Annotated in this window: 19 protein-coding genes and 1 riboswitch; of the genes, 7 read left to right on the top strand and 12 right to left on the bottom strand. The window is 73.8% G+C overall.

Translation table 11 applies throughout. The annotated features are described in order from the left end of the window. Positions 1-40 precede the first annotated feature (40 nt). Positions 41-1,033, bottom strand: coding sequence for an aldo/keto reductase (locus CUD01_RS14730; RefSeq protein ID WP_141322202.1), 993 nt, complete (start codon positions 1,031-1,033; stop codon positions 41-43). 170 nt (positions 1,034-1,203) lie between these two features. On the opposite strand from CUD01_RS14730, the gene CUD01_RS14725 reads away from it, so the two are divergent. From CUD01_RS14725 to rocD, 3 genes are all read left to right on the top strand, one after another. Beyond that, on the top strand, positions 1,204-1,545 hold the full coding sequence (locus tag CUD01_RS14725; protein WP_371860800.1) for a hypothetical protein: 342 nt from the start codon (positions 1,204-1,206) through the stop codon (positions 1,543-1,545). Positions 1,546-1,711: 166 nt separating this feature from the next. Continuing rightward, complete coding sequence (gene ddaH, locus CUD01_RS14720; protein ID WP_141322199.1) at positions 1,712-2,548, top strand: dimethylargininase; 837 nt, start codon at positions 1,712-1,714, stop codon at positions 2,546-2,548. A 33-nt stretch (positions 2,549-2,581) separates the two neighbouring features. Continuing rightward, positions 2,582-3,805: an ornithine--oxo-acid transaminase gene (rocD, locus tag CUD01_RS14715; protein WP_141322197.1), complete on the top strand. Its 1,224-nt coding sequence runs from the start codon at positions 2,582-2,584 to the stop codon at positions 3,803-3,805. Positions 3,806-3,978: 173 nt separating this feature from the next. On the opposite strand, the gene CUD01_RS14710 is transcribed toward rocD, so the two are convergent. Next, positions 3,979-5,151 (bottom strand): CAP domain-containing protein, encoded by a 1,173-nt coding sequence (locus CUD01_RS14710; RefSeq protein WP_141322196.1) that lies wholly within the window; start codon positions 5,149-5,151, stop codon positions 3,979-3,981. A gap of 359 nt (positions 5,152-5,510) precedes the next feature. Between CUD01_RS14710 and CUD01_RS14705 the strand changes: the two genes are divergently transcribed. After that, positions 5,511-5,960, top strand: coding sequence for an Lrp/AsnC family transcriptional regulator (locus CUD01_RS14705; protein WP_094181892.1), 450 nt, complete (start codon positions 5,511-5,513; stop codon positions 5,958-5,960). Between the two features lie 71 nt (positions 5,961-6,031). Here the strand turns inward: CUD01_RS14705 and CUD01_RS14700 are convergent, their stop codons facing one another. From CUD01_RS14700 to CUD01_RS14685, 4 genes are all read right to left on the bottom strand, one after another. Continuing rightward, positions 6,032-7,021, bottom strand: a complete 990-nt coding sequence (locus tag CUD01_RS14700; RefSeq protein ID WP_141322193.1) for a universal stress protein — start codon at positions 7,019-7,021, stop codon at positions 6,032-6,034. A gap of 115 nt (positions 7,022-7,136) precedes the next feature. Further along, positions 7,137-7,646 (bottom strand): HNH endonuclease, encoded by a 510-nt coding sequence (locus CUD01_RS14695; RefSeq protein ID WP_141322191.1) that lies wholly within the window; start codon positions 7,644-7,646, stop codon positions 7,137-7,139. Between the two features lie 224 nt (positions 7,647-7,870). Beyond that, positions 7,871-8,626, bottom strand: a complete 756-nt coding sequence (locus CUD01_RS14690) for a C40 family peptidase (RefSeq protein WP_141322190.1) — start codon at positions 8,624-8,626, stop codon at positions 7,871-7,873. A 17-nt stretch (positions 8,627-8,643) separates the two neighbouring features. Next, a riboswitch (cyclic di-AMP (ydaO/yuaA leader) is annotated at positions 8,644-8,774 on the bottom strand. Positions 8,775-9,112: 338 nt separating this feature from the next. Further along, positions 9,113-9,805, bottom strand: coding sequence for an iron-dependent transcriptional repressor DtxR (locus CUD01_RS14685; RefSeq protein ID WP_141322189.1), 693 nt, complete (start codon positions 9,803-9,805; stop codon positions 9,113-9,115). A 96-nt stretch (positions 9,806-9,901) separates the two neighbouring features. Here CUD01_RS14685 and serC point away from each other — a divergent pair, with 96 nt between their 5' ends. Continuing rightward, positions 9,902-11,050: a phosphoserine transaminase gene (gene serC / locus CUD01_RS14680; RefSeq protein ID WP_244937795.1), complete on the top strand. Its 1,149-nt coding sequence runs from the start codon at positions 9,902-9,904 to the stop codon at positions 11,048-11,050. 75 nt (positions 11,051-11,125) lie between these two features. On the opposite strand, the gene CUD01_RS14675 is transcribed toward serC, so the two are convergent. The 4 genes from CUD01_RS14675 to CUD01_RS14660 all read right to left on the bottom strand — a co-directional run bounded on the left by CUD01_RS14675 (position 11,126) and on the right by CUD01_RS14660 (position 15,384). Continuing rightward, positions 11,126-11,833 (bottom strand): peptidase, encoded by a 708-nt coding sequence (locus CUD01_RS14675; RefSeq protein ID WP_141322187.1) that lies wholly within the window; start codon positions 11,831-11,833, stop codon positions 11,126-11,128. Positions 11,834-12,090: 257 nt separating this feature from the next. Next, positions 12,091-13,446 carry an MFS transporter gene (locus tag CUD01_RS14670; RefSeq protein WP_141322185.1) on the bottom strand — a complete coding sequence of 452 codons (1,356 nt, stop codon included), beginning with the start codon at positions 13,444-13,446 and terminating at the stop codon, positions 12,091-12,093. Further along, positions 13,443-13,868: a MarR family winged helix-turn-helix transcriptional regulator gene (locus tag CUD01_RS14665; RefSeq protein WP_094182462.1), complete on the bottom strand. Its 426-nt coding sequence runs from the start codon at positions 13,866-13,868 to the stop codon at positions 13,443-13,445. The genes CUD01_RS14670 and CUD01_RS14665 overlap by 4 nt, the downstream gene beginning before the upstream one ends. A gap of 190 nt (positions 13,869-14,058) precedes the next feature. Then, positions 14,059-15,384 (bottom strand): UDP-glucose dehydrogenase family protein, encoded by a 1,326-nt coding sequence (locus CUD01_RS14660; protein WP_141322184.1) that lies wholly within the window; start codon positions 15,382-15,384, stop codon positions 14,059-14,061. Between the two features lie 68 nt (positions 15,385-15,452). Between CUD01_RS14660 and CUD01_RS14655 the strand changes: the two genes are divergently transcribed. Beyond that, complete coding sequence (locus CUD01_RS14655) at positions 15,453-16,052, top strand: VanZ family protein (RefSeq protein ID WP_141322182.1); 600 nt, start codon at positions 15,453-15,455, stop codon at positions 16,050-16,052. Here CUD01_RS14655 and CUD01_RS14650 read toward each other — a convergent pair. After that, positions 16,030-17,520, bottom strand: coding sequence for an NCS2 family permease (locus tag CUD01_RS14650; protein WP_141322180.1), 1,491 nt, complete (start codon positions 17,518-17,520; stop codon positions 16,030-16,032). The genes CUD01_RS14655 and CUD01_RS14650 overlap by 23 nt on opposite strands. Positions 17,521-17,646: 126 nt before the next feature. Here CUD01_RS14650 and rfbA point away from each other — a divergent pair, with 126 nt between their 5' ends. Next, entirely contained in the window at positions 17,647-18,507 is an 861-nt protein-coding gene (gene rfbA / locus CUD01_RS14645; protein WP_141322178.1) for a glucose-1-phosphate thymidylyltransferase RfbA, read from the top strand. Positions 18,508-18,841: 334 nt separating this feature from the next. Here the strand turns inward: rfbA and CUD01_RS17165 are convergent. Further along, on the bottom strand, positions 18,842-19,095 hold a 254-nt coding region (locus CUD01_RS17165), incomplete at its 5' end, for a DUF222 domain-containing protein (RefSeq protein ID WP_244937794.1).

The following is a 19,095-nucleotide window of genomic DNA, read 5'->3' as shown; positions in this document are numbered from 1 at the left end:
CGCGGCTGACCCTCGACTGCTCAGCGGGCAGCGGGCAGGGTCACCAGCGGTCGTGCACGTGCGCGCGGATGCGCTCGTCGTAGATCGCCGCGAACCGCTCCTGCAGCTCGGGGGTGAGCGGCGCGAGGTCCGCCGCACCGGCGTTGCCGCGCGCCTGCTGCGGGTTGCGCGCACCGGGGATCACCACGGACACGCCGGGCTGGTCGATGATCCAGCGCAGCGCGAGCTGCGCGGTCGTCGCACCGGCGGGCGTGAGCGCCGCGACCTCGCGGGCCGCCTCCACACCGACCTCGTACGGCACGCCCGAGAACGTCTCACCGACGTCGAACGCCTCGCCGTGGCGGTTGAAGCTGCGGTGGTCGTTCTCCGCGAACGTCGTCGTCGCGTCGTACTTGCCCGAGAGGAGGCCGGACGCGAGCGGCACACGCGCGATGATCCCGACGCCCGCCTCGACGGCGGCGGGCAGCACCTGCTCGAGGGGCTTGCGGCGGAACGCGTTGAGGATGATCTGCACCGTGGCGACGTGCGGGCGCGCGATCGCGGTGAGCGCCTCGTCGACCGTCTCGACCGAGACGCCGTACGCGGCGACGCGGCCCTCGTCGACGAGCGTGTCGAGCGCGTCCCACGTGGACTCGCGCGAGTACACCTCGGTGGGCGGGCAGTGCAGCTGGACCAGGTCGAGCGTGTCGACGCCCAGGTTCTCGCGGGAGCGGTCGTTCCACGCGCGGAACGCGTCGAGCGTGTACGCGTCGGCCACGTGCGGGTCCGCCCGGCGGCCCATCTTCGTCGCGACCGTCAGGCCGGACGCGGCGCCGCCGCGCGACGCGACGAGCTTCCCGACGAGGCGCTCCGAGCGCCCGTCGCCGTACACGTCGGCCGTGTCGAGGAACGTCACCCCGGAGTCGACGGCCGCGGAGAGCACCTCGAGCGCGGTGTCCTCACCGACCTCGCCCCAGTCCGCACCGAGCTGCCAGCAGCCCAGCCCCACGACCCCGACCTGTCGTCCCGTCCGCCCCAGCGCGCGCGTCTGCATGGGACGAGGTTAACGTCGCGGGAGCACGTTCCCGAACCGACGAGGAACCGACGAGGAGGGTCACCACGTCCGCCGCCCGCGCGTCCCTGAGCCTTCCCGTCCCGGCCGACGAGGCGTGGGCGCTGCTCGTCGACGCGCGCAACCACGCGCGATGGATCCCGTGGACGACCGTGACGACCGACGGCCCGCCCGCGGTCGGGGGACGCGTCGAGGCCCGTACCGCGCGCGTGCTGCTGGACCGCATGACGATCACGCGCCTGGACCCGCCCGTGGACGGCCGCGCGGGCGTCGCGGTGTTCGAGAAGCGGGGTCCGCTGCTCCTGGGGCGTGCGCTCATCGCGGTGCGTGCCGACGGGGACGTGGCGCGGGTGCTGTGGCTCGAGGACGTGCACCTGGCCGGCCTGCCGCCGACGCTCACGCGCGTGGTCCTGCGCCCCGTGCTCGCGGGCATGGCCGCCCTGGCGCTGCGCGCGGTGCGGCGCGAGCTGCGCGACGCGGGCCGGGCCGCCTGAGCCGGGGGCGGCGCAACAGATCGTTCGCCGACGCTCGTCGTACGCAACAGATCGCGCCCGGGTGCGCAAGCGCCGTTCATCGGTTGCGCGGCGCCACGCCTCTACGCTCGAACCGACCACGGCCTCATGCGCCGCGAGACCCGCCGTCCCCGAGCCAGGGAGCACCATGACCGCCTCCGCCCGACGAGCACCCGGCCGTACCGACCGCCACTACCTCATGTGCGAGCCCGTGCACTACACGGTCTCCTACGAGATCAACCCGTGGATGGACAAGACCCGGTACACCGACGTGGAGCTCGCCCTGCGGCAGTGGCGCACGCTGCGGGACACCTACCTGGACCTCGGGCACACCGTCGAGCTCATCGACCCCCTGCCCGGCCTGCCGGACATGGTCTACGCGGCGAACGGCGCGACGGTCGTCGGCGGCGTCGTCTACTCCGCGCGGTTCCGCTACCCCGAGCGTCAGCCCGAGGGCCCCGCGTACCAGAAGTGGTTCGCCGACCGCGGCTACGTCACGCACACCGCCGCGCAGGTCAACGAGGGTGAGGGCGACATCCTCGTCGTCGGCGACCTGATCCTCGCCGGCACCGGGTTCCGCACCGAACGCGCCGCGCACGCCGAGGCGCAGGAGCTGTTCGGCCGCCCGGTCGTCAGCCTCGAGCTCGTCGACCCGCACTACTACCACCTGGACACCGCGCTCGCGGTGATCTCGTCGGACCCCGCCTCGCCGCAGATCGCGTACTACCCGCCCGCGTTCTCCGCGGGCAGCCGTGCGGTCCTCGACCAGCTGTTCCCCGACGCGATCCACGCGACCGCCGCCGACGCGGCCGCGCTCGGCCTCAACGCCGTCTCCGACGGCGAGCACGTCGTCGTCGCCCCCGGCGCACGCGACCTCGCCGCCGCACTGCGCGAGCGCGGCTACACGCCCATCCCCGTCGACACGAGCGAGCTGCTCAAGGGCGGCGGCGGGGCCAAGTGCTGCACCCTCGAGATCCGCGCCTGACCCGCTCGCGGACCTGACGCGAAGGAGCGCGCGATGACCGCCACGACCACCACCGTCAGCCGGCTCGCGCGCAACTACGCGCCCCTGCCCGTCACGCTCGTCGCGGGCGACGGCGCGTGGGTCACCGACGACGAGGGCCGCCGGTACCTCGACCTGCTCGCCGGCTACTCGGCGCTCAACTTCGGGCACCGGCACCCCGCGCTCGTCGCCGCCGCCCACGCACAGCTCGACCGGCTCACCCTCACGAGCCGCGCGTTCGACCACGACCTGCTGCCGCGGTTCGCCGACGCGCTCGCCGGGCTCGTCGGACCGCTGCTCGCCTCGGGTCCGTCGGGCGGCGACCCGCTCGTCCTGCCCATGAACACCGGCGCCGAGGCCGTCGAGACCGCGATCAAGGCCGCGCGCAAGTGGGGGTACGAGGCACGCGGCGTCGCACCCGACCGCGCGACGATCGTCGTCGCCGCCGGGAACTTCCACGGCCGCACGACGACGATCGTGTCGTTCTCCGACGACGCGGACGCGCGCACCGGCTTCGGACCCTTCACCCCCGGCTTCCGGACGGTGCCGTTCGGCGACGCCGCCGCGCTGCGGGCCGCGCTCGACGAGACCGTCGTCGCCGTCCTGCTCGAACCCGTGCAGGGCGAGCACGGCGTCGTCGTCCCGCCCGACGACTACCTGCCCGCCGTGCGCGCCGCGTGCGACGAGGCGGGCGTGCTGCTCGTCGCCGACGAGATCCAGTCCGGGCTCGGCCGCACCGGTCGCACGCTCGCCTGCGAGACCTGGGGCGTGCGGCCCGACCTCGTGACGCTCGGCAAGGCGCTCGGCGGCGGGATCCTGCCCGTCTCCGCCGTCGTCGGACGCTGTGACGTGCTCGGCGTGCTCACCCCCGGCACGCACGGCTCGACGTTCGGCGGGAACCCGCTCGCGTGCGCGGTCGCGCTCGCCGTGGTGGACCTCCTGGCCCCGGGCGACGTCCAGGCCGCGGCGGCCGCGCGCGGGCGCGAGCTCGGCGCCGCGCTCGACGCCATGGCCGACGAAGGGCTCGTCACCGGCTACCGGCGGCTGGGCCTGTGGGCGGGGCTCGACGTCCCGCACGGCACCGGCCGGACCGCGTGCGAGGCGATGCTGCGCGAGGGCGTGCTGGCCAAGGACACGCACGGCCGGACGCTGCGCCTGGCCCCGCCGCTGACCATCTCCCCTGCGGACCTCGCCGAGGCCCTCACCCGCACCACCACGGCCCTGCGCACCCTGTCCTGACCACCCCCGCCCGACCCCGCCCGACCACGCTGCCCGCCCGACCCCGCCCGACCACGCTGCCCGCCCGCGCTGCCCGGCCGCGCTGCCCGGCCGCATGCCGACGACCCCGCTGTTGCTCCGGGAATGGAGCGTCGGAGCCGGAGGAACCGCGGGGTCGGCGGGGGTCAGGGCTGTCAGCGGAACAGGACCGCGCCGAACAGCCAGCCGCTCTGCGTCGCCGCGCCCACGTACATCGTCGACACGTCCGTGCGGCGCATCTGCTTGTCGTGGCTCAGCGAGTGCGCCCACGCCTGGACCAGGTACGACGCGGTGCTCGTCCCCACGCAGCCGACGATGTTGTCGCCGCCCGAGTGCCAGATCCCGCCGCGCGTGCCCATGTCGAGCGCGTGCGACGTGAGCGAGCCGGACCGCGCGACACCGAGCTTCGGCAGCCCCAGCGACGCCCGGTAGGAGTTGATCGCGGCGCCGAGCGTCGACGCGCTGGCCTCACGCGCCCCGGACCCGCCCGTGCCCGAGCACACGAGCCCGCCCGCGGGGATCCCGCGCCGCACGGGCGCCGAGCCGGTCCCGGGCCCGGTGGTCGTCGTGCGCGGGGGCGCGGCCACGCGCTGGCGTGCGCGCTGGGCTGCCTCGGCGGCCTTGCGCTCGGCCTCGGCCGTCTGCCATGCCTTCTCGCCGTCCTGCGCGGCCTTCTGCGGTGCGACGAGCCCGGCCCGCGCGGTGCGCAGCGCGTGCAGGCTCGCGGCGCCGTCGGCGGCCGTGGTGCGGGCCGTGTCGATGGCGCGCTGCAGCGCGGCGCGTGCGTCCGCCGGGGCGTGCGTCGTCGCCGCGAGCGCCGCGGTCGCGGTCTTCAGCGCAGCGGTCAGCGCGCCGGTCTCCGACGACCGCGCGTCCGTCCACGTCGCGACCTCCACGCGGGCGCCCGACGACGACGACGCGTCGACCGCCGCCGTGACGGCGTCCACGCGCGCACGGGCCTCGGCTCGCGCGACGTCCTGGCGGTGCGCGCGGTCCTGCGCGACCCAGCCACCCGTCGCGGTCGCGACGAGCGCGACGACGGCCGCTCCGGCGACGACGCGCAGCGCGCGCCGGTGCGCGGGCGGCGCGGTCACCGGCCGGTGCAGCACGTCCGCGACCTCCACGCCGCCGCGCGGGACACCGGCCGCAGGCACCACCCGCCGAGTGGCCTGCGGAGTGGCCTGCGGGGCGGTCTGGAGGTCGCCCCGCAGGGTGCCCTGGAGGTCGCCCTGCGGGGTGCCCTGGGGGTCGCCCTGCGGGGTGGCCTGCGGCGCGCCCTGGCCCTCGACCGCCGGCGCCGGGCGCGGCGTGACGAGACCGGTCGGCACCTGGCGGGCAGGGGTCGTCGAGCCCGGCGTCCCCGCTGGACGCTGGGTGGGCAGCGTCGGCGCGGGCGCACTCGTCCGCGCGGAGCGCGGCGTAGGAACGGGGTGGGACGACGGCACAGCGCGCTGGCGGGGCAGCACGGCGGGCGGTGCTGCCGCCGGCCGGGCAGCCGTCGCGCCGTCGGACGCGTCGTTCGCTGACGTGGGCTGGTTCACGCCGCCCCTCCCGTCGCATTCGTGCCGAACATCCTGCAATGGCATCGGCACGCCCGCCTCCCGACTGAAGCCGTGCGCGGAGCTCCCCGACCAGCCGCTCGCTCGTCGGCGGACCACCCGCGCCGCGTTCGCGGGATCATGGGCGCATGACCGACCCCCTCGACGCGGCGATCCTGCGCGTCCTCGCGGCCGACGCGCGCGCGACGTACGCCCAGATCGGCGCCCAGGTCTCGCTCTCCGCACCCGCGGTGAAGCGCCGCGTGGACCGCATGCGGGACGACGGCGTGATCCGCGGGTTCACCGTCCGGCTCGACCCCGCGGCTCTGGGGTGGCAGACCGAGGCGTTCGTCGAGATCTACTGCCAGGGCTCGACGAGCCCGGCGACCATGCGTGCGGCGGTCGAGCAGTACCCGGAGGTCGTGGCGGCGAGCACGGTGACGGGTGACGTGGACCTCGTCGTGCAGGTCCGGGCGCGGGACATGCGACACCTCGAGCAGGTGGTGGAGCGGCTGGCGGCGGAGCCGTTCGTGTCACGCACGCGCTCGACGGTCGTGCTCTCCGCGCTCGTGCGCCGCCCGGACGTCACGCCCTTGTGACGCCCACGCGCCGCGGGGCCGGCGGCGGTGCGGGGTCAGCGGTGGCGCGGGGTCGCGCACGTCCGCGCGGGTCAGGCGTCCGCGGGGTCGGTCGTCGGCTCGACGGGGTCGATGGGGTCGGGCGTGGCGGACTCGTCGTCCAGGTCCTCGGCGCGGCTGCCCACGACCATCACGGGGCACGACGCGTGGTGCAGCACCGCCTGGCTCGTCGAGCCCAGGAGCAGCCCGCGGAACCCGCCGCGGCCGCGGGACCCGAGCACCAGGAGGTCGCACGCGGTGGAGAACTCGGTGAGCAGCTCGGCGCCCGTGCCGTCGAGCGCGAACCGGCGTACCTCGACGCCGGTCCCGGCGACCGCGCGGTCGACGACCACGTTGAGCCCCTCGGTCATGTCCCCGAGCACCTGCTCGTGGTCGACGGTCGAGGGCAGCCACGCGAGCAGCCCGGTCATGGACCCGACGGGCACGCCCGACACCGCGGTGAGCTGCGCGCCCCACGCGCCGGCCTCGTCGATCGCGTAGCGCAGCGCGCGCTCGGCCTGCGGGGAGCCGTCGACGCCGACGACGATGCGTCGCACGGGCGGGACGGGCGGCACCTCGGAGTCCTCGGGGAGCTGGTGGCCCTGCGCGTCGCGCAGCGGCACGACGACGACGGGGCAGTACCCGTGCGCGGGCAGCGCGGAGGACACGGTGCCGAGCAGGCGGTCGGCGAACCCGCCGCGCCCGCGCGTCCCGACGACCGCGAGGCGCGCCTCGCGCGACAGCTCGACCAGCACGCCCGCGGCGTCGCCCGTGTGGACCTTGGCGGTGACCGGGACCCCGCGGTCGGCGACGCGCGCGGACGCCTCCGCGAGCACGGCCGCGGCACCCTCCTGGATCGCGGTGTCGTCGAGCGCGGCGTACCCGCCGTCGAGCGAGGCTGCCGCGAACGAGGGCAGCGCGTACGCGCACACGAGGTGCAGCCGCCAGCCGCGGCGCGCGGCCTCCTCGACCGCCCAGTCGAGCGCGTAGAGGCTGGCCGTCGACCCGTCGACCCCCACGAGGATCACGTCGTCGCGCGTCATGTGCCCTGCTCCTTCGCTGGTGCTGCCCGGGTGCCCTCCCTCAAGTCAACACCAAGCGTTCCTCAAGAGCGAGGCGCTCCCCCGCCGACCGCGTGACGTGCCGTCCCCGCCGCCGTCAGGCGACCGAGGCGTCCGCCCAGCCGAGCAGGTACGGCTCCCAGTCGGGCTGCCGCACGTGCACCGTGTGGCCGGCGAGCGGCCCGCGGGGTGCGCGCGGCGTGAACGGCAGCTCCCAGCCCAGCTCGGACAGCAGGCGGTCGGCCTTGCGGTGGTTGCACCGTGCGCACGCCGCGACGACGTTCTCCCACGCGTGCGGCCCGGACCGGCTGCGTGGCACGACGTGGTCGACCGTGTCGGCACGCCCGGCGCAGTAGGGCCACCGTTCGTGGTCGCGTGCGAGGACCGCACGGCGCGTGATCGGCACGTGCGACCGGTGCGGGACCCGCACGTAGCGTTGCAGGCGCACGACCGACGGGGCGACGACGCTGAGCCGCTCGGAGTGCAGGACGGTCGCGCCCGGCCGCTCGACGACAGCCTTCTCCAGGAGGAGCAGGAGCACCGCGCGCCGCACGGGGACCACGCACAGCGGCTCGTAGGAGGCGTTGAGGACGAGCGTGCCGCTCACGGGCGCCCCCGTCGCCGGACGCGCGCCTGCGCGCCCCCTGGTCCGTCTCCTGATGTGGCGACTGTCGGCGGCACGGCGCCCTCCCTGCGTGGTGGGACGGACCTGGCTGGCCCGTCCGAGGAGCTTCGGTGCGCGATCAGAGTAACCACACCTCCCGGTGCGGGGACACGACGAAGCCCCGGCGACACCAGGTGTCGCCGGGGCTTCGTGACGTGCGGGGCTGCTCAGCCGATGCGGATGAAGACCGGCGAGCTCTGCCAGATGGAGCGGAACTGGATCGTCTTGCCCGGGCGGGGCGCGTCGATCTGCTGGTTGCCGCCCGCGTAGATCGCGACGTGGCCGGGGCTCCAGATGATGTCGCCCGGCTTGGCGTCGGCGCGCGAGACCACGGTGCCCGCGTAGCGCATGCCGCTCGAGGTCCGGGGCAGCGAGACGCCGAGCTGGCGGTACACGTACGAGATGAAGCCCGAGCAGTCGAAGCCGCTGGGGGTCGAGCCACCCGAGACGTACGGGACGCCGACGTAGCGCGCGGCGATCTCGAGGACCGCGTTGCCCGAGACGCTCTGCGGCACCGGGTTGTTCGCGACGCGCTGCGACGAGCGCGAGGGCGACTTCGTGACCGTGCGGGTCTCGACGACCGGCGGGGCCTTGGGCTTGGGGATCGACACCTTGAGCGCGGGGGCGTCGATCGTCCACGCGGCGTCGGCCGGGGCGCTGACGACGGCCTCGGTCTCGAGCAGCGCGCGGGCGGAGGCGGTGAGCGCCTCGGTGTCGACCGCGGCGAGCGCGCCCACGGAGGCGTCGTCCGACGTCGCGGCCAGAGCGGGGGTCGCACCGAGCATCGAGACGACGAGGCCGCCGGAGGCGGCGACGACGGCCGAACGGCGACCGACGGTACCCATCTGCTCTGATGCGACCGCGGCCAGCTCGGTCAGCGGCGTCGAGGGCCGGCGTGCGGCCCGGTGACGTGCATTCGTCATGCGTGGTCTCCTAGCGCCTGCGAGGTCAGCTGTCGGGTTCGGGTGGGAGATCACCCGGCCTCGCCGCGGACCGGAGTCTGCGACGGGGCTTCACCCCAAGGACGCCGTAGCGCCCGAATGTGGGTCCCCCGCCCCTGCCGGCGGTTCGTGCGGACCTCTCGCGGCGGCAGGGCTAGGCGTTCCGCTCGAGGGCTTCGCAGAGGAGGGGTTCCGTGAAGCAGGTCGAACGTACATGAGGCTCCCGGAGATTGTCACGTTCCGATCACGACGAATCTGCGGGAGTTTGGACGAGCGCCCAGGAGGCGCTCACCAGGTGGGGACGAACGTCCAGGCCAGGGGCCGTGGGAGCGTGGGTCACGGGACGTGACGCAGGTCACCCGTTGGGCGGACGTCTCACGATCCGACCATTTCGGACGCATGACCACATCACGCGCAGGTCACGACGCGCCGTGACGGCCGCCCCACGGGTGTCGCGGCGGAGAGCCCTCAGGCCCGTCCGACGAAGATGTGCCGCGCGACCTCGTCGGGCAGGTCGAGGACGACGTCCGCCCCCGGCACGCCCACGGTGACCACACCCGCGGCCTTCTCGACCGTGATCCGCGCACCCGGGACCACGCCCGCGGAGGCGAGCCGCGTCAGCAGCTCCACGTCGACCTGCAGCGGCTCGGCGATCCGTGCCACGACCGCGTTCCCGTCCGCCCCCGCGGTCGGCTGCGTGAGCGACTGGACGCCGTCGAGGAACGCGACCGGCGTCTGCTCCTCCCCGATCTCCGGCAGGCCCGGGATCGGGTTGCCGTACGGGTCGTAGTGCGGGTGGTCCAGCAGTGCCGCGAGGCGCTTCTCGACGCGCTCGCTCATCACGTGCTCCCAGCGGCACGCCTCCTCGTGGACGTACGGCCACTCGAGCCCGACGACGTCGGTGAGCAGCCGCTCCGCGAGGCGGTGCTTGCGCATGACGCGCACGGCCTTGGCGTAGCCGAGCTCGGTGAGCTCGAGGTGCCGGTCCCCGGTCACGACGACGAGACCGTCGCGCTCCATGCGCGCGACCGTCTGCGAGACGGTCGGACCCGAGTGGCCGAGGCGCTCCGCGATCCGGGCGCGCAGGGGGGTGATGCCTTCCTCGGTGAGCTCGTAGACAGTCTTGAGGTACATCTCCGTCGTGTCGATCAGGTCGCTCACCGCGTTGCCTCCCAGGTCGCAACGGCCGCTGCGTCCTCGGCCGCAGTGACAGGGTAGTTGGTCCCACGGACGGTCCGACGGTTCTATCCTCGCGGGGTGCCCGAGAACACCGCCGCGAGCGGCGCGCCCACCGCCCTGACCATCCCCACGGACCTGCTGCCGCGCGACGGGCGGTTCGGGTCCGGGCCGTCGAAGATCCGCGCCGCGCAGGTCGAGGCGCTCGCGGCCTCGGGCTCCTCGCTCCTCGGCACGTCCCACCGGCAGGCACCCGTGCGCCGGCTCGTCGGGCGAGTGCGCGCGGGCCTCGCCGAGCTGCTGTCGCTGCCGGACGGGTACGAGGTCGTCCTCGGCAACGGTGGCTCGACCCTGTTCTGGGACGTCGCGACGTCCTGCCTCGTCGAGCGGCGCGCGGCGCACGGCGTGTTCGGCGAGTTCGGCGCCAAGTTCGCGGCCGCGACGACGCGCGCACCGTTCCTCGACGAGCCCGTGGTGACGCGCGCCGCGCCCGGCTCGGTGGCCGTGCCCGCGCACGCGGACGTCGACGTGTACGCCTGGCCGCAGAACGAGACGTCCACGGGCGCCGTCGCACCGGTGCGCCGCGTCGAGCGCTCGCGCGAGCAGGGCGCGCTCGTCGTGGTCGACGCGACCTCGGCCGCCGGGGGCGTGCCCGTGGACGTCGCGCAGACCGACGCCTACTACTTCGCACCGCAGAAGTCGTTCGCGTCCGACGGCGGCCTGTGGCTCGCCGCGCTGTCGCCCGCGGCCGTCGAGCGGGCCGAGCGGCTCGAGCGTGACCGCTGGGTGCCCGAGAGCCTGTCCCTCTCCGCCGCGGTGACCAACTCGCGCCTCGACCAGACCCTCAACACCCCGGCCATCGCGACGCTCCTGCTGCTCGCCGAGCAGGTCGACTGGATGCTCGCGGGCGGCGGGCTGGACTTCACGACGAGCCGCAGCGCGACCTCGTCGGGGCACGTGTACGCCTGGGCCGAGGCCCGCGACTGGGCGACCCCGTTCGTCGAGGACCCCGCGGTGCGCTCCCCCGTCGTCGCGACCGTGGACTTCGCACTCGAGGTCGAGGCGGCGACGATCGCGAAGGCGCTGCGCGCGCACGGGGTCGTCGACGTCGAGCCCTACCGCAAGCTCGGCCGCAACCAGCTGCGCATCGCCACCTACCCCGCGGTGGACCCGGACGACGTGCTCGCGCTCACCGCGTGCATCGACCACCTGGTCGACCAGCTCGTCTGAGCCCCCCGGTACGACGAAGGTCGCCGACCCCCTCGTGGTCGGCGACCTTCGTCGTCGTGCGGGACGCGCCCCGCGTCAGGGCTGCTGCACCCGGCGGCGGTGACGCATCGTCGCGGCGAGCGCGGCCGCGCCGGCCAGCACCAGGCCGCCGCCGACGAGCGCCACGGGCAGCGCGTTGGAGCCGGTCGCCGACAGCACCGCGGACGGCACCGGCGGCTCCGCGGCGAGCACCGAGCTGCCCGGAGGGTTCGTCAGGCACTGCGGGCTCGACGGCGGGTACGCCACGGTCACGGTCGCCTCGGGGTTGACCTGGAACTTCACCTGCACGGACGGCCGCACCCAGTCGAACTCGTCACCCTCGACCCAGGTGCCGTCCGCGAGCTGACGCCAGCCAGGCCAGTCGACGCCCACGCCGTTCTTCTCGACCGCGCCCGGCCACAGCACCGTGCCGGACAGCGGCAGGTCGGACTGGACGACGTCCGCGCCGCTCGGGTTGACCCACGTGATCGTGACGGTCGTGTTGGGCGAGCCGATCGCCTCGACCGCGTACCGGAGCTTCGGCACGTCGTTGTCGCAGATCGGGCTCTTGGTCACCACGCGCAGCTCGCACGGCAGCGGGGGCGAGTAGTCACCCTCCCCGTCGGCGACCGCGGCACCCTCGTCGACGAGGCAGCCGTAGCCGGGTGACGGCGACGGGTCGGTGACCGCGGAGGCCATGGACGGCGCGCCCACGACGAGCCCGGCGATCAGGAGTGCGAGAAAGCTCCGCAGGAACGTGCGCATGAGGACGACCCACCGTCTGGAGAGTTCGGACGATTCGTACATTTCGGGACCATCCTCGCGCCCGGACGGCGCTGCTCCTAGCCGCAGATCGGGTGATTTCCCACGGGCTCCCATACCTGCGGCCCGTTTCGGACCCCGCCTCGCACCCCGTCCGCGCAACCAGTTGCCCCCGTCACCGAGGCGCACTCCCCACCCCGACGGGCCGATCCGCGCGAGGAACCGCGAGGAGCCGCGAGGTGCCGCGGGGGCGCCGGGGGTCAGGCCGCGGTGGCCTCGTCGGAGGCGTCCTGGGCGGCCGAGCGCTCGGCGCCCGCGACGCGCGCCCGCTCGTCGGGCACGCGTGCGGCCACACCCGACCCGTCGCGGTGCACGACCTCCAGGTGCGGGCGGTGCAGGTGGTAGCGGACCTCGACGTCCCACGCCCTGCGGGCCCAGAGCGCGGCGCCCGTGGAGACCAGCAGCGCGGTGATCGAGCCGATGCCGATCGACCACCGCGCGCCGAACGTCTCCCCGATCCAGCCCACCACCGGCGACCCGATGGGCGTCGCGCCGAGGAACACCATCATGTAGAGCGCCATGACGCGCCCACGCATCGCGGGCTCCGTGCTCATCTGGATGGTCGCGTTGGCCGCGGTCATCATCGTGAGCGACGCGAGCCCCACGGGGATGCACGCGATCGCGAAGGACAGGTACGTCGGCATGAGCGCCATGACGCCGGTCGTGATGCCGAACGCGAACGCGGACCCGATCACGAGGCGTACGCGCGGGCGCTCGCGCCGCGCGGCGAGCAGCGCGCCGGTGAGCGAGCCGATCGCGAGGACGGAGCCGAGGATCCCGTACTCCCCCGCGCCCTTGCCGAACTCGGTGCGCGCCATGAGCGCGCTCGTCAGCTGGAAGTTGAGGCCGAAGGTCGACACCACGCCGACGACGACCATGATCACGACGATGTCCGTGCGTCGCCGCACGTAGCGCAGACCGGCACGGATCTGTCCCTTGCGGCCGCGCGGCGCGGTGGGCATGGCGTGCAGCTCGCCCAGCCGCATGCCGGTGAGCGCGAGGATCGTCGCGGCGAACGAGACCGCGTTGATGACGAACACCCACCCGGTGCCGACCCACGCGATGAGCAGGCCGGCGAGGCCGGGGCCGATGAGGCGGGCCGCGTTGAACGACGCGGAGTTGAGGCCCACCGCGTTGGACAGCTTGTCCGCGGGGACGAGCTGCCCGACGAACGTCTGGCGGACCGGGCCGTCGATCGCCGACACGCAGCCGAGCAGGCCGGCGAACACGTAGACGTGCCACAGCTGCGCGTTGCCGGACAGCACGAGCACGCCGAGCGCGGCGGCGAGGACGCCCTGGCCGATCTGCGTCGCGACGAGGAGCTTGCGCCGGTCGACGCGGTCTGCGAGCAGCCCGGCCCACGCCGAGAGGAACAGGGTGGGCGCGAACTGCAGCGCGGTGGTGATGCCGACCGCGACGCCGGACTCGTCGGACAGGTCGGTGAGGACCAGCCAGTCCTGGGCGACGCGCTGCATCCACGTGCCGACGTTCGCGACGAGCGCGCCGGCGAACCACAGCCGGTAGTTGAAGAACCTCAGGGAGTCGAACGTGCTCATGCCTCGGCGATCCTCCGCAGCAGCTCGGTCGCCTCGTCGAGGCGGCGGCGCTCGTCGGGCGTCATGGCCTCCAGCTGCGCCTCGAGCCACGCCGACCGCTTGCGCCGGGTCTCGGTGACCTCGGTGCGGCCGGCGTCGGTCAGGCTCACGACGACGACGCGGCCGTCCGTGGGGTGCGCGTCCTTGGCGACGAGGCCGGCCTCGGCGAGGCAGTTGACCGTGCGGGTCATGGACGGGGGCTGGATGCGCTCGAGGTCGGCGAGCTGGCCCGGCGTGAGCGGGCCGCGCTTCTCGAGGTGGACGAGCACGGAGTACTGCGGGTCGGACAGGTCGGCGGAGCCGCGCTCGGCGCGGATCCGACGGGCGGCCATGATCACGGTGCGGCGCAGCTCCGAGGCGAGGGCGTGGGCGTCGGAGGGCATGTCGTGAGCATAACTCATTACCTGTAGTAATGACCTAGGGAAATAGTCGCCGGGGCATGACGAAGCCGCAGGGCTCCAGGGGCGTGGCCGGGACGACGACGCCGCCCGCCCCACCGAGGGGACGAGCGGCGTCGGAGGTCGGTGCGGCGTGCGCCGCGCCGTGCGCCGGGCCAGGGCGCGTCAGACCGGGTCAGGGGCGGCCGAGCGCCCGGTACGTCCAGCCCGCGGCACGCCAGCGCGCCGGGTCGAGCACGTTGCGGCCGTCCAGGATGTGCCGCCCCGCGACGACGCCCGCGAGCGCGTCGGGGTCGAGCTCCCGGTACTGCGCCCACTCCGTGCCGAGCAGCACCACGTCCGCGTCCCGCACCGCGTCGAGCACGTTCTCGGCGTAGTGCAGCTCCGGGCGAGCGGCCCGCGCGTTCTCGATGCCCTGCGGGTCCGTCACGACGACGTGCGCACCCGCCTTGTCGAGCATGTCCGCCACCGCGAGCGCCGGCGAGTCCCGGATGTCGTCGGAGTTCGGCTTGAACGTCGCGCCCAGCACCGCGACCCGCTTGCCGACGAGCGTGCCCTCGCACACCTCGCGCGCGAGCTCGACCATGCGCTCGCGGCGCCGGCCGTTGATCGAGTCGACCTCACGCAGGAACGTCAGCGCCTGGTCCACGCCCAGCTCGCCCGCACGCGCCATGAACGCGCGGATGTCCTTCGGCAGGCACCCGCCGCCGAAGCCGAGGCCCGCGTTGAGGAACTTGCGACCGATGCGCACGTCGTAGCCGATCGCGTCCGCGAGCTGCGTGACGTCACCGCCGGTCGCCTCGCACAGCTCGGCCATCGCGTTGATGAACGAGATCTTCGTCGCGAGGAACGAGTTCGCCGCGACCTTCACGAGCTGCGCCGTCGGGTAGTCCGTCACGACGAGCGGCGTGCCGTCCGACAGCGGCGTCGCGTACACCTCGTCGAGCAGCGCCTTCGCCGCCTCGCCCGCGGCGGTCACGACGCCCGCCTCGTCGGTCGGCAGGCCGTACACGAACCGGTCCGGGTGCAGCGTGTCCTCGACCGCGAAGCCCTCGCGCAGGAACTCCGGGTTCCAGATGAGCGTCGCGCCCGTGGGTGCGATCTGCTCCGCGAGCCGCTCCGCGGTGCCCACCGGCACGGTCGACTTGCCGACGACCACGTCGCCCGGCTGCAGGTGCGGCAGCAGCGACGTGACCGACGCGTCGACGTACCGCATGTCCGCGCGGAACTCGCCCTTCATCTGCGGGGTGCCCACGCACACGAAGTGCACGCGCGCACCCGCGACCGCGGCGATGTCCGTGGAGAACGTCAGCCCGCCCGCGTCACCGGCCTCGAGCAGCAGCTCGGGCAGCCCCGGTTCGAAGAACGGCGCACGCCCCGCGCGCAGCGCGTCGATCTTGCGCTCGTCGACGTCGATCCCGACGACCTCGTGGCCGAGAGACGCCATGGCCGCGGCGTGCACCGCGCCCAGATACCCACAACCGATCACGCTGATGCGCACGACTTGCACTCCTGTTCCGAGGACGGTCTCACGAGGGTACCGGCCGCGTCCGGCCTACCCTCACACCCGTGGTCCCACCCGACTCGTCCGGCTCGCCCGGTCCCGGCCGCGCCGCGCGCACGCACCGCGCGGTGCTGCTCGGCGCCCTCGCGTGCTGGGCGGCCGCCGTCGCGGTCGTCACCCTGCGACCCGCGGACGACCTCGACGACGAGCTCGGGGTGGTCCGGGACGTCTGCGCGTGGCTCGTCGCGCACGGGGTCCCGCTGTCGTTCGAGGTCGCCGAGGCGGTCGCGAACGTCGTGATGTTCGTGCCGCTCGGGGTGCTGCTCACGCTCCTCGTCGGCGACGCCACGACCCGCACCCCGCGTCCGCCCCGACGCGCGCACGTGCGGGTGGTCCTGCTGAGCACCGTCGTCGGGCTCGTCCTGTCGAGCGCGATCGAGCTCGCGCAGCGCACCTGGCTGCCCTCACGCGTCCCGACCGTCCAGGACGTCGTCATGAACACCCTCGGCGCGCTCGTCGGCGCCCTCGCCGTCGTCCTGCTCGACGCGCGCCGACGCGCGCGGCCGCACCCCCGCCGTCGACGCCGACGGGCCGGCTCCCCCGCAGGAGAACCGGCCCGTCACCGAGACGTGCGACCCGAGGTCAGATCCCGAGCGCGTCCTTGATGGGACCGAGCACGAAGTACAGGACGAACAGCACCGCGGCACCCCACATGAGCGGGTGCACCTGGCGCCACTTGCCGAGCGCCGCCTTGATGACGACGAACGTGATGACACCCGCGCCCATCCCCGCCGTGATCGAGTACGCGAACGGCATGACGACGATCGTGAGGAACGCGGGGATCGCGATCTCGTAGTTCTTCCAGTCGATGCCGGACACCTGCATGACCATGAGGAAGCCGACGACGACCAGCGCCGGCGTGGCCGCCTCGAACGGCACCATGTCGACCAGCGGCGACAGGAACGTCGCGAGCAGGAACGCCACACCCGTCGTCACCGCGGCGAGACCCGTGCGCGCGCCGTCGCCGACACCCGCGGCCGACTCGACGTAGCTCGTGTTCGACGAGACGCTCGCGGCACCACCGGCCGCCGCGGCGATCGAGTCGACGATGAGGATCTGCTTGGTGCGCGGCGGGTTGCCGTCCTCGTCGAGCAGCCCGGCCTCGTCACCGATCGCGACCATCGTGCCCATGGTGTCGAAGAAGTCCGCGAGCAGCAGCGAGAAGACCAGCAGGACCACGGCGAGCAGGCCGATCTTCTCGATCGACCCGAACAGCGAGAACTGACCGAGGAGCGAGAAGTCCGGCGTCTGGACCAGACCGTCCTCCGGGATCGCCGGCGAGTTGAGCCGCCAGCCCGTGGGGTTCTCCGCGTCGCCCTTGCCGATGTCCGCGACGGCCTCGAGGACCACGGCCAGGACCGTCGAGCCGAGGATCGCGATGAGGATCGCACCCTTGACCTTGCGGACCATGAGGACGATCGCGAGCAGCAGGCCGAACGCGAAGACCAGGAGCGGCCAGCTCGAGAGCGAACCACCGATGCCCAGCTCGGTCGGCGTCGCGAGGCTCGCCGGGATGCGGACGAAGCCCGAGTCGACCAGACCGATGAACGCGATGAACAGGCCGATGCCGACGGAGATCGCGGTCTTGAGCTCACGCGGGACGGCGCGGAACACCGCCTCACGGAAGCCGGTGAGGACCAGCGCCAGGATGATGAGGCCCTCGAGCACGACGATGCCCATCGCGTCGGCCCAGGTCATGCCCGGCAGCGCGGCGATCGAGAACGCGACGACGGCGTTCAGGCCGAGCCCGGCCGCGAGCGCCAGCGGGAAGTTCGCGACCACACCCATGAGGATCGAGAGCACACCGGCGACGAGCGCGGTGGTCGCGGCGATCGCCGTGAGGTTCGGCTCGTTGCCGCCGCCGAGGAAGTTGCCCTCGAAGCCGTTGTCCTGGACCGTGCCGATGATCAACGGGTTGAGGACGATGATGTAGGCCATCGTGAAGAACGTGACGAGACCGCCGCGGATCTCGGTGCCGATCGTGGAGCCACGCTCGGAGATCTTGAAGTAGCGGTCGATGGCGTTCTTGGGGGGAAGGACGCGGACGTCAGCCGCGGGAGGGGTCGAAGCCATGCGCGAAGTGTGGCAGAAGCATGTTTCTCCCGTGGACACTTCGTGTCACATGATGGGCCGCGCCACAGACCCCCTCACCGACGCCCGCTGGACGTGCCGCGCCGGGTAATCGGACATACTCAGGGGATGCGCGGCATCATCCTCGCGGGCGGCTCGGGAACCCGGCTGCACCCGATCACGCTCGGCGTCAGCAAGCAGCTCGTCCCCGTGTGGGACAAGCCGATGATCTACTACCCGCTCTCGACGCTGATGCTCGCCGGCATCCGCGACGTCCTGGTCATCACGACCCCCCACGACGCGGACCAGTTCCACCGCCTGCTGGGCGACGGCAGCCAGTTCGGCATCTCGATCTCGTACGCGGTGCAGGCGGAGCCGAACGGGCTCGCGCAGGCGTTCGTGATCGGCGCGGACTTCGTGGGCGACGAGAAGGTCGCGCTCGTGCTGGGCGACAACATCTTCTACGGCACCGGACTGGGCGACCAGCTGCTGCGGTTCTCCGACGTGGACGGCGCCGCGGTGTTCGCCTACCGCGTCGCCGACCCCACCGCGTACGGCGTCGTGGAGTTCGACGATGCGGGCCGCGCGCTGTCGATCGAGGAGAAGCCGGCCCGCCCCCGCTCGCCCTACGCGATCCCGGGCCTCTACTTCTACGACAACGACGTGGTCGCGATCGCCCGCGACCTCGAGCCCTCGGCGCGCGGCGAGTACGAGATCACCGACGTGAACCGCATCTACCTCGAGCGCGGCGCTCTGCAGGTCTCGGTGCTGCCCCGCGGCACCGCGTGGCTCGACACCGGCACGTTCGAGTCGCTGCTCGACGCGAGCGACTACGTCCGCGCGATCGAGCACCGCCAGGGCCTCAAGATCGGCGCCCCCGAGGAGGTCGCCTGGCGCCGAGGATTCCTCGACGACGACGGCCTGCGCTCCCGCGCCGCCGCGCTCGGCAAGTCCGGATACGGCGCCTACCTCCTGAGCCTCCTCGACTGACCGGCACCACCACCCCACCGCCCCGGCGTCACTCGCGGAGCGGCACCGACGGCCTTGGTGGGTCCAACTGGCCCGGTGGGCGCGGCGGGCGTGGTGGGCGTGGTGGGGAGTTGCGGGGTCGGCCGGTCCGGTCGCTGAACGTGTAGCGGGCACGCGTCGGCGTGCCCGGTCGTTCCGCCGACTCGGCTCGCCCCTGCCGCCCGACGGGCTCGCGCACCACCGTGAGGTCGAGCCGGTGCACCTCGTGGTGGTGGAAGTCGCACAGCAACAGGGCGTTCGCGAGGTCCGAGCGTCCACCGTCCCGGTGCCACCACGCGATGTGGTGCACCTGGAATTACGCGGGCGCGACCGAGCAGCCGTTCCACGCGCACACCTGGTCCCGCACGACGACCGCCCGCCGCTGCGCCGGGGTGAACATCCGCCGGGTCCGCCCCACGTCGAGCGGCACTCCCCGCTCGTCCATCACGACGCGCGTCATGGCGCAGTCGCACAGGGCAGCCGCGAGCTCGTGCGACGAGACCACCGTCCCGTCCTCGGCACGGGCGCGTTCGACCCGCCGCTCGGCCGTCGCACCGGCGGGTTCGACCC

It is taken from the genome of Cellulomonas uda (assembly GCF_006538705.1).
In the GTDB taxonomy this organism is placed as follows: domain Bacteria; phylum Actinomycetota; class Actinomycetes; order Actinomycetales; family Cellulomonadaceae; genus Cellulomonas; species Cellulomonas uda.
This window is presented reverse-complemented; position numbering and strand designations above follow the sequence as displayed.

What these genes read in the sequence shown, in the direction of transcription:
- CUD01_RS14730 (WP_141322202.1), bottom strand. Translation starts at nt 1,033, where the DNA reads ATGCAGACGCGCGCGCTGGGGCGGACGGGACGACAGGTCGGGGTCGTG.
- ddaH (WP_141322199.1), top strand. Translation starts at nt 1,712, where the DNA reads ATGACCGCCTCCGCCCGACGAGCACCCGGCCGTACCGACCGCCACTAC.
- rocD (WP_141322197.1), top strand. Translation starts at nt 2,582, where the DNA reads ATGACCGCCACGACCACCACCGTCAGCCGGCTCGCGCGCAACTACGCG.
- CUD01_RS14705 (WP_094181892.1), top strand. Translation starts at nt 5,511, where the DNA reads ATGACCGACCCCCTCGACGCGGCGATCCTGCGCGTCCTCGCGGCCGAC.
- CUD01_RS14700 (WP_141322193.1), bottom strand. Translation starts at nt 7,021, where the DNA reads ATGACGCGCGACGACGTGATCCTCGTGGGGGTCGACGGGTCGACGGCC.
- CUD01_RS14690 (WP_141322190.1), bottom strand. Translation starts at nt 8,626, where the DNA reads ATGACGAATGCACGTCACCGGGCCGCACGCCGGCCCTCGACGCCGCTG.
- CUD01_RS14675 (WP_141322187.1), bottom strand. Translation starts at nt 11,833, where the DNA reads ATGCGCACGTTCCTGCGGAGCTTTCTCGCACTCCTGATCGCCGGGCTC.
- CUD01_RS14670 (WP_141322185.1), bottom strand. Translation starts at nt 13,446, where the DNA reads ATGAGCACGTTCGACTCCCTGAGGTTCTTCAACTACCGGCTGTGGTTC.
- CUD01_RS14665 (WP_094182462.1), bottom strand. Translation starts at nt 13,868, where the DNA reads ATGCCCTCCGACGCCCACGCCCTCGCCTCGGAGCTGCGCCGCACCGTG.
- CUD01_RS14650 (WP_141322180.1), bottom strand. Translation starts at nt 17,520, where the DNA reads ATGGCTTCGACCCCTCCCGCGGCTGACGTCCGCGTCCTTCCCCCCAAG.
- rfbA (WP_141322178.1), top strand. Translation starts at nt 17,647, where the DNA reads ATGCGCGGCATCATCCTCGCGGGCGGCTCGGGAACCCGGCTGCACCCG.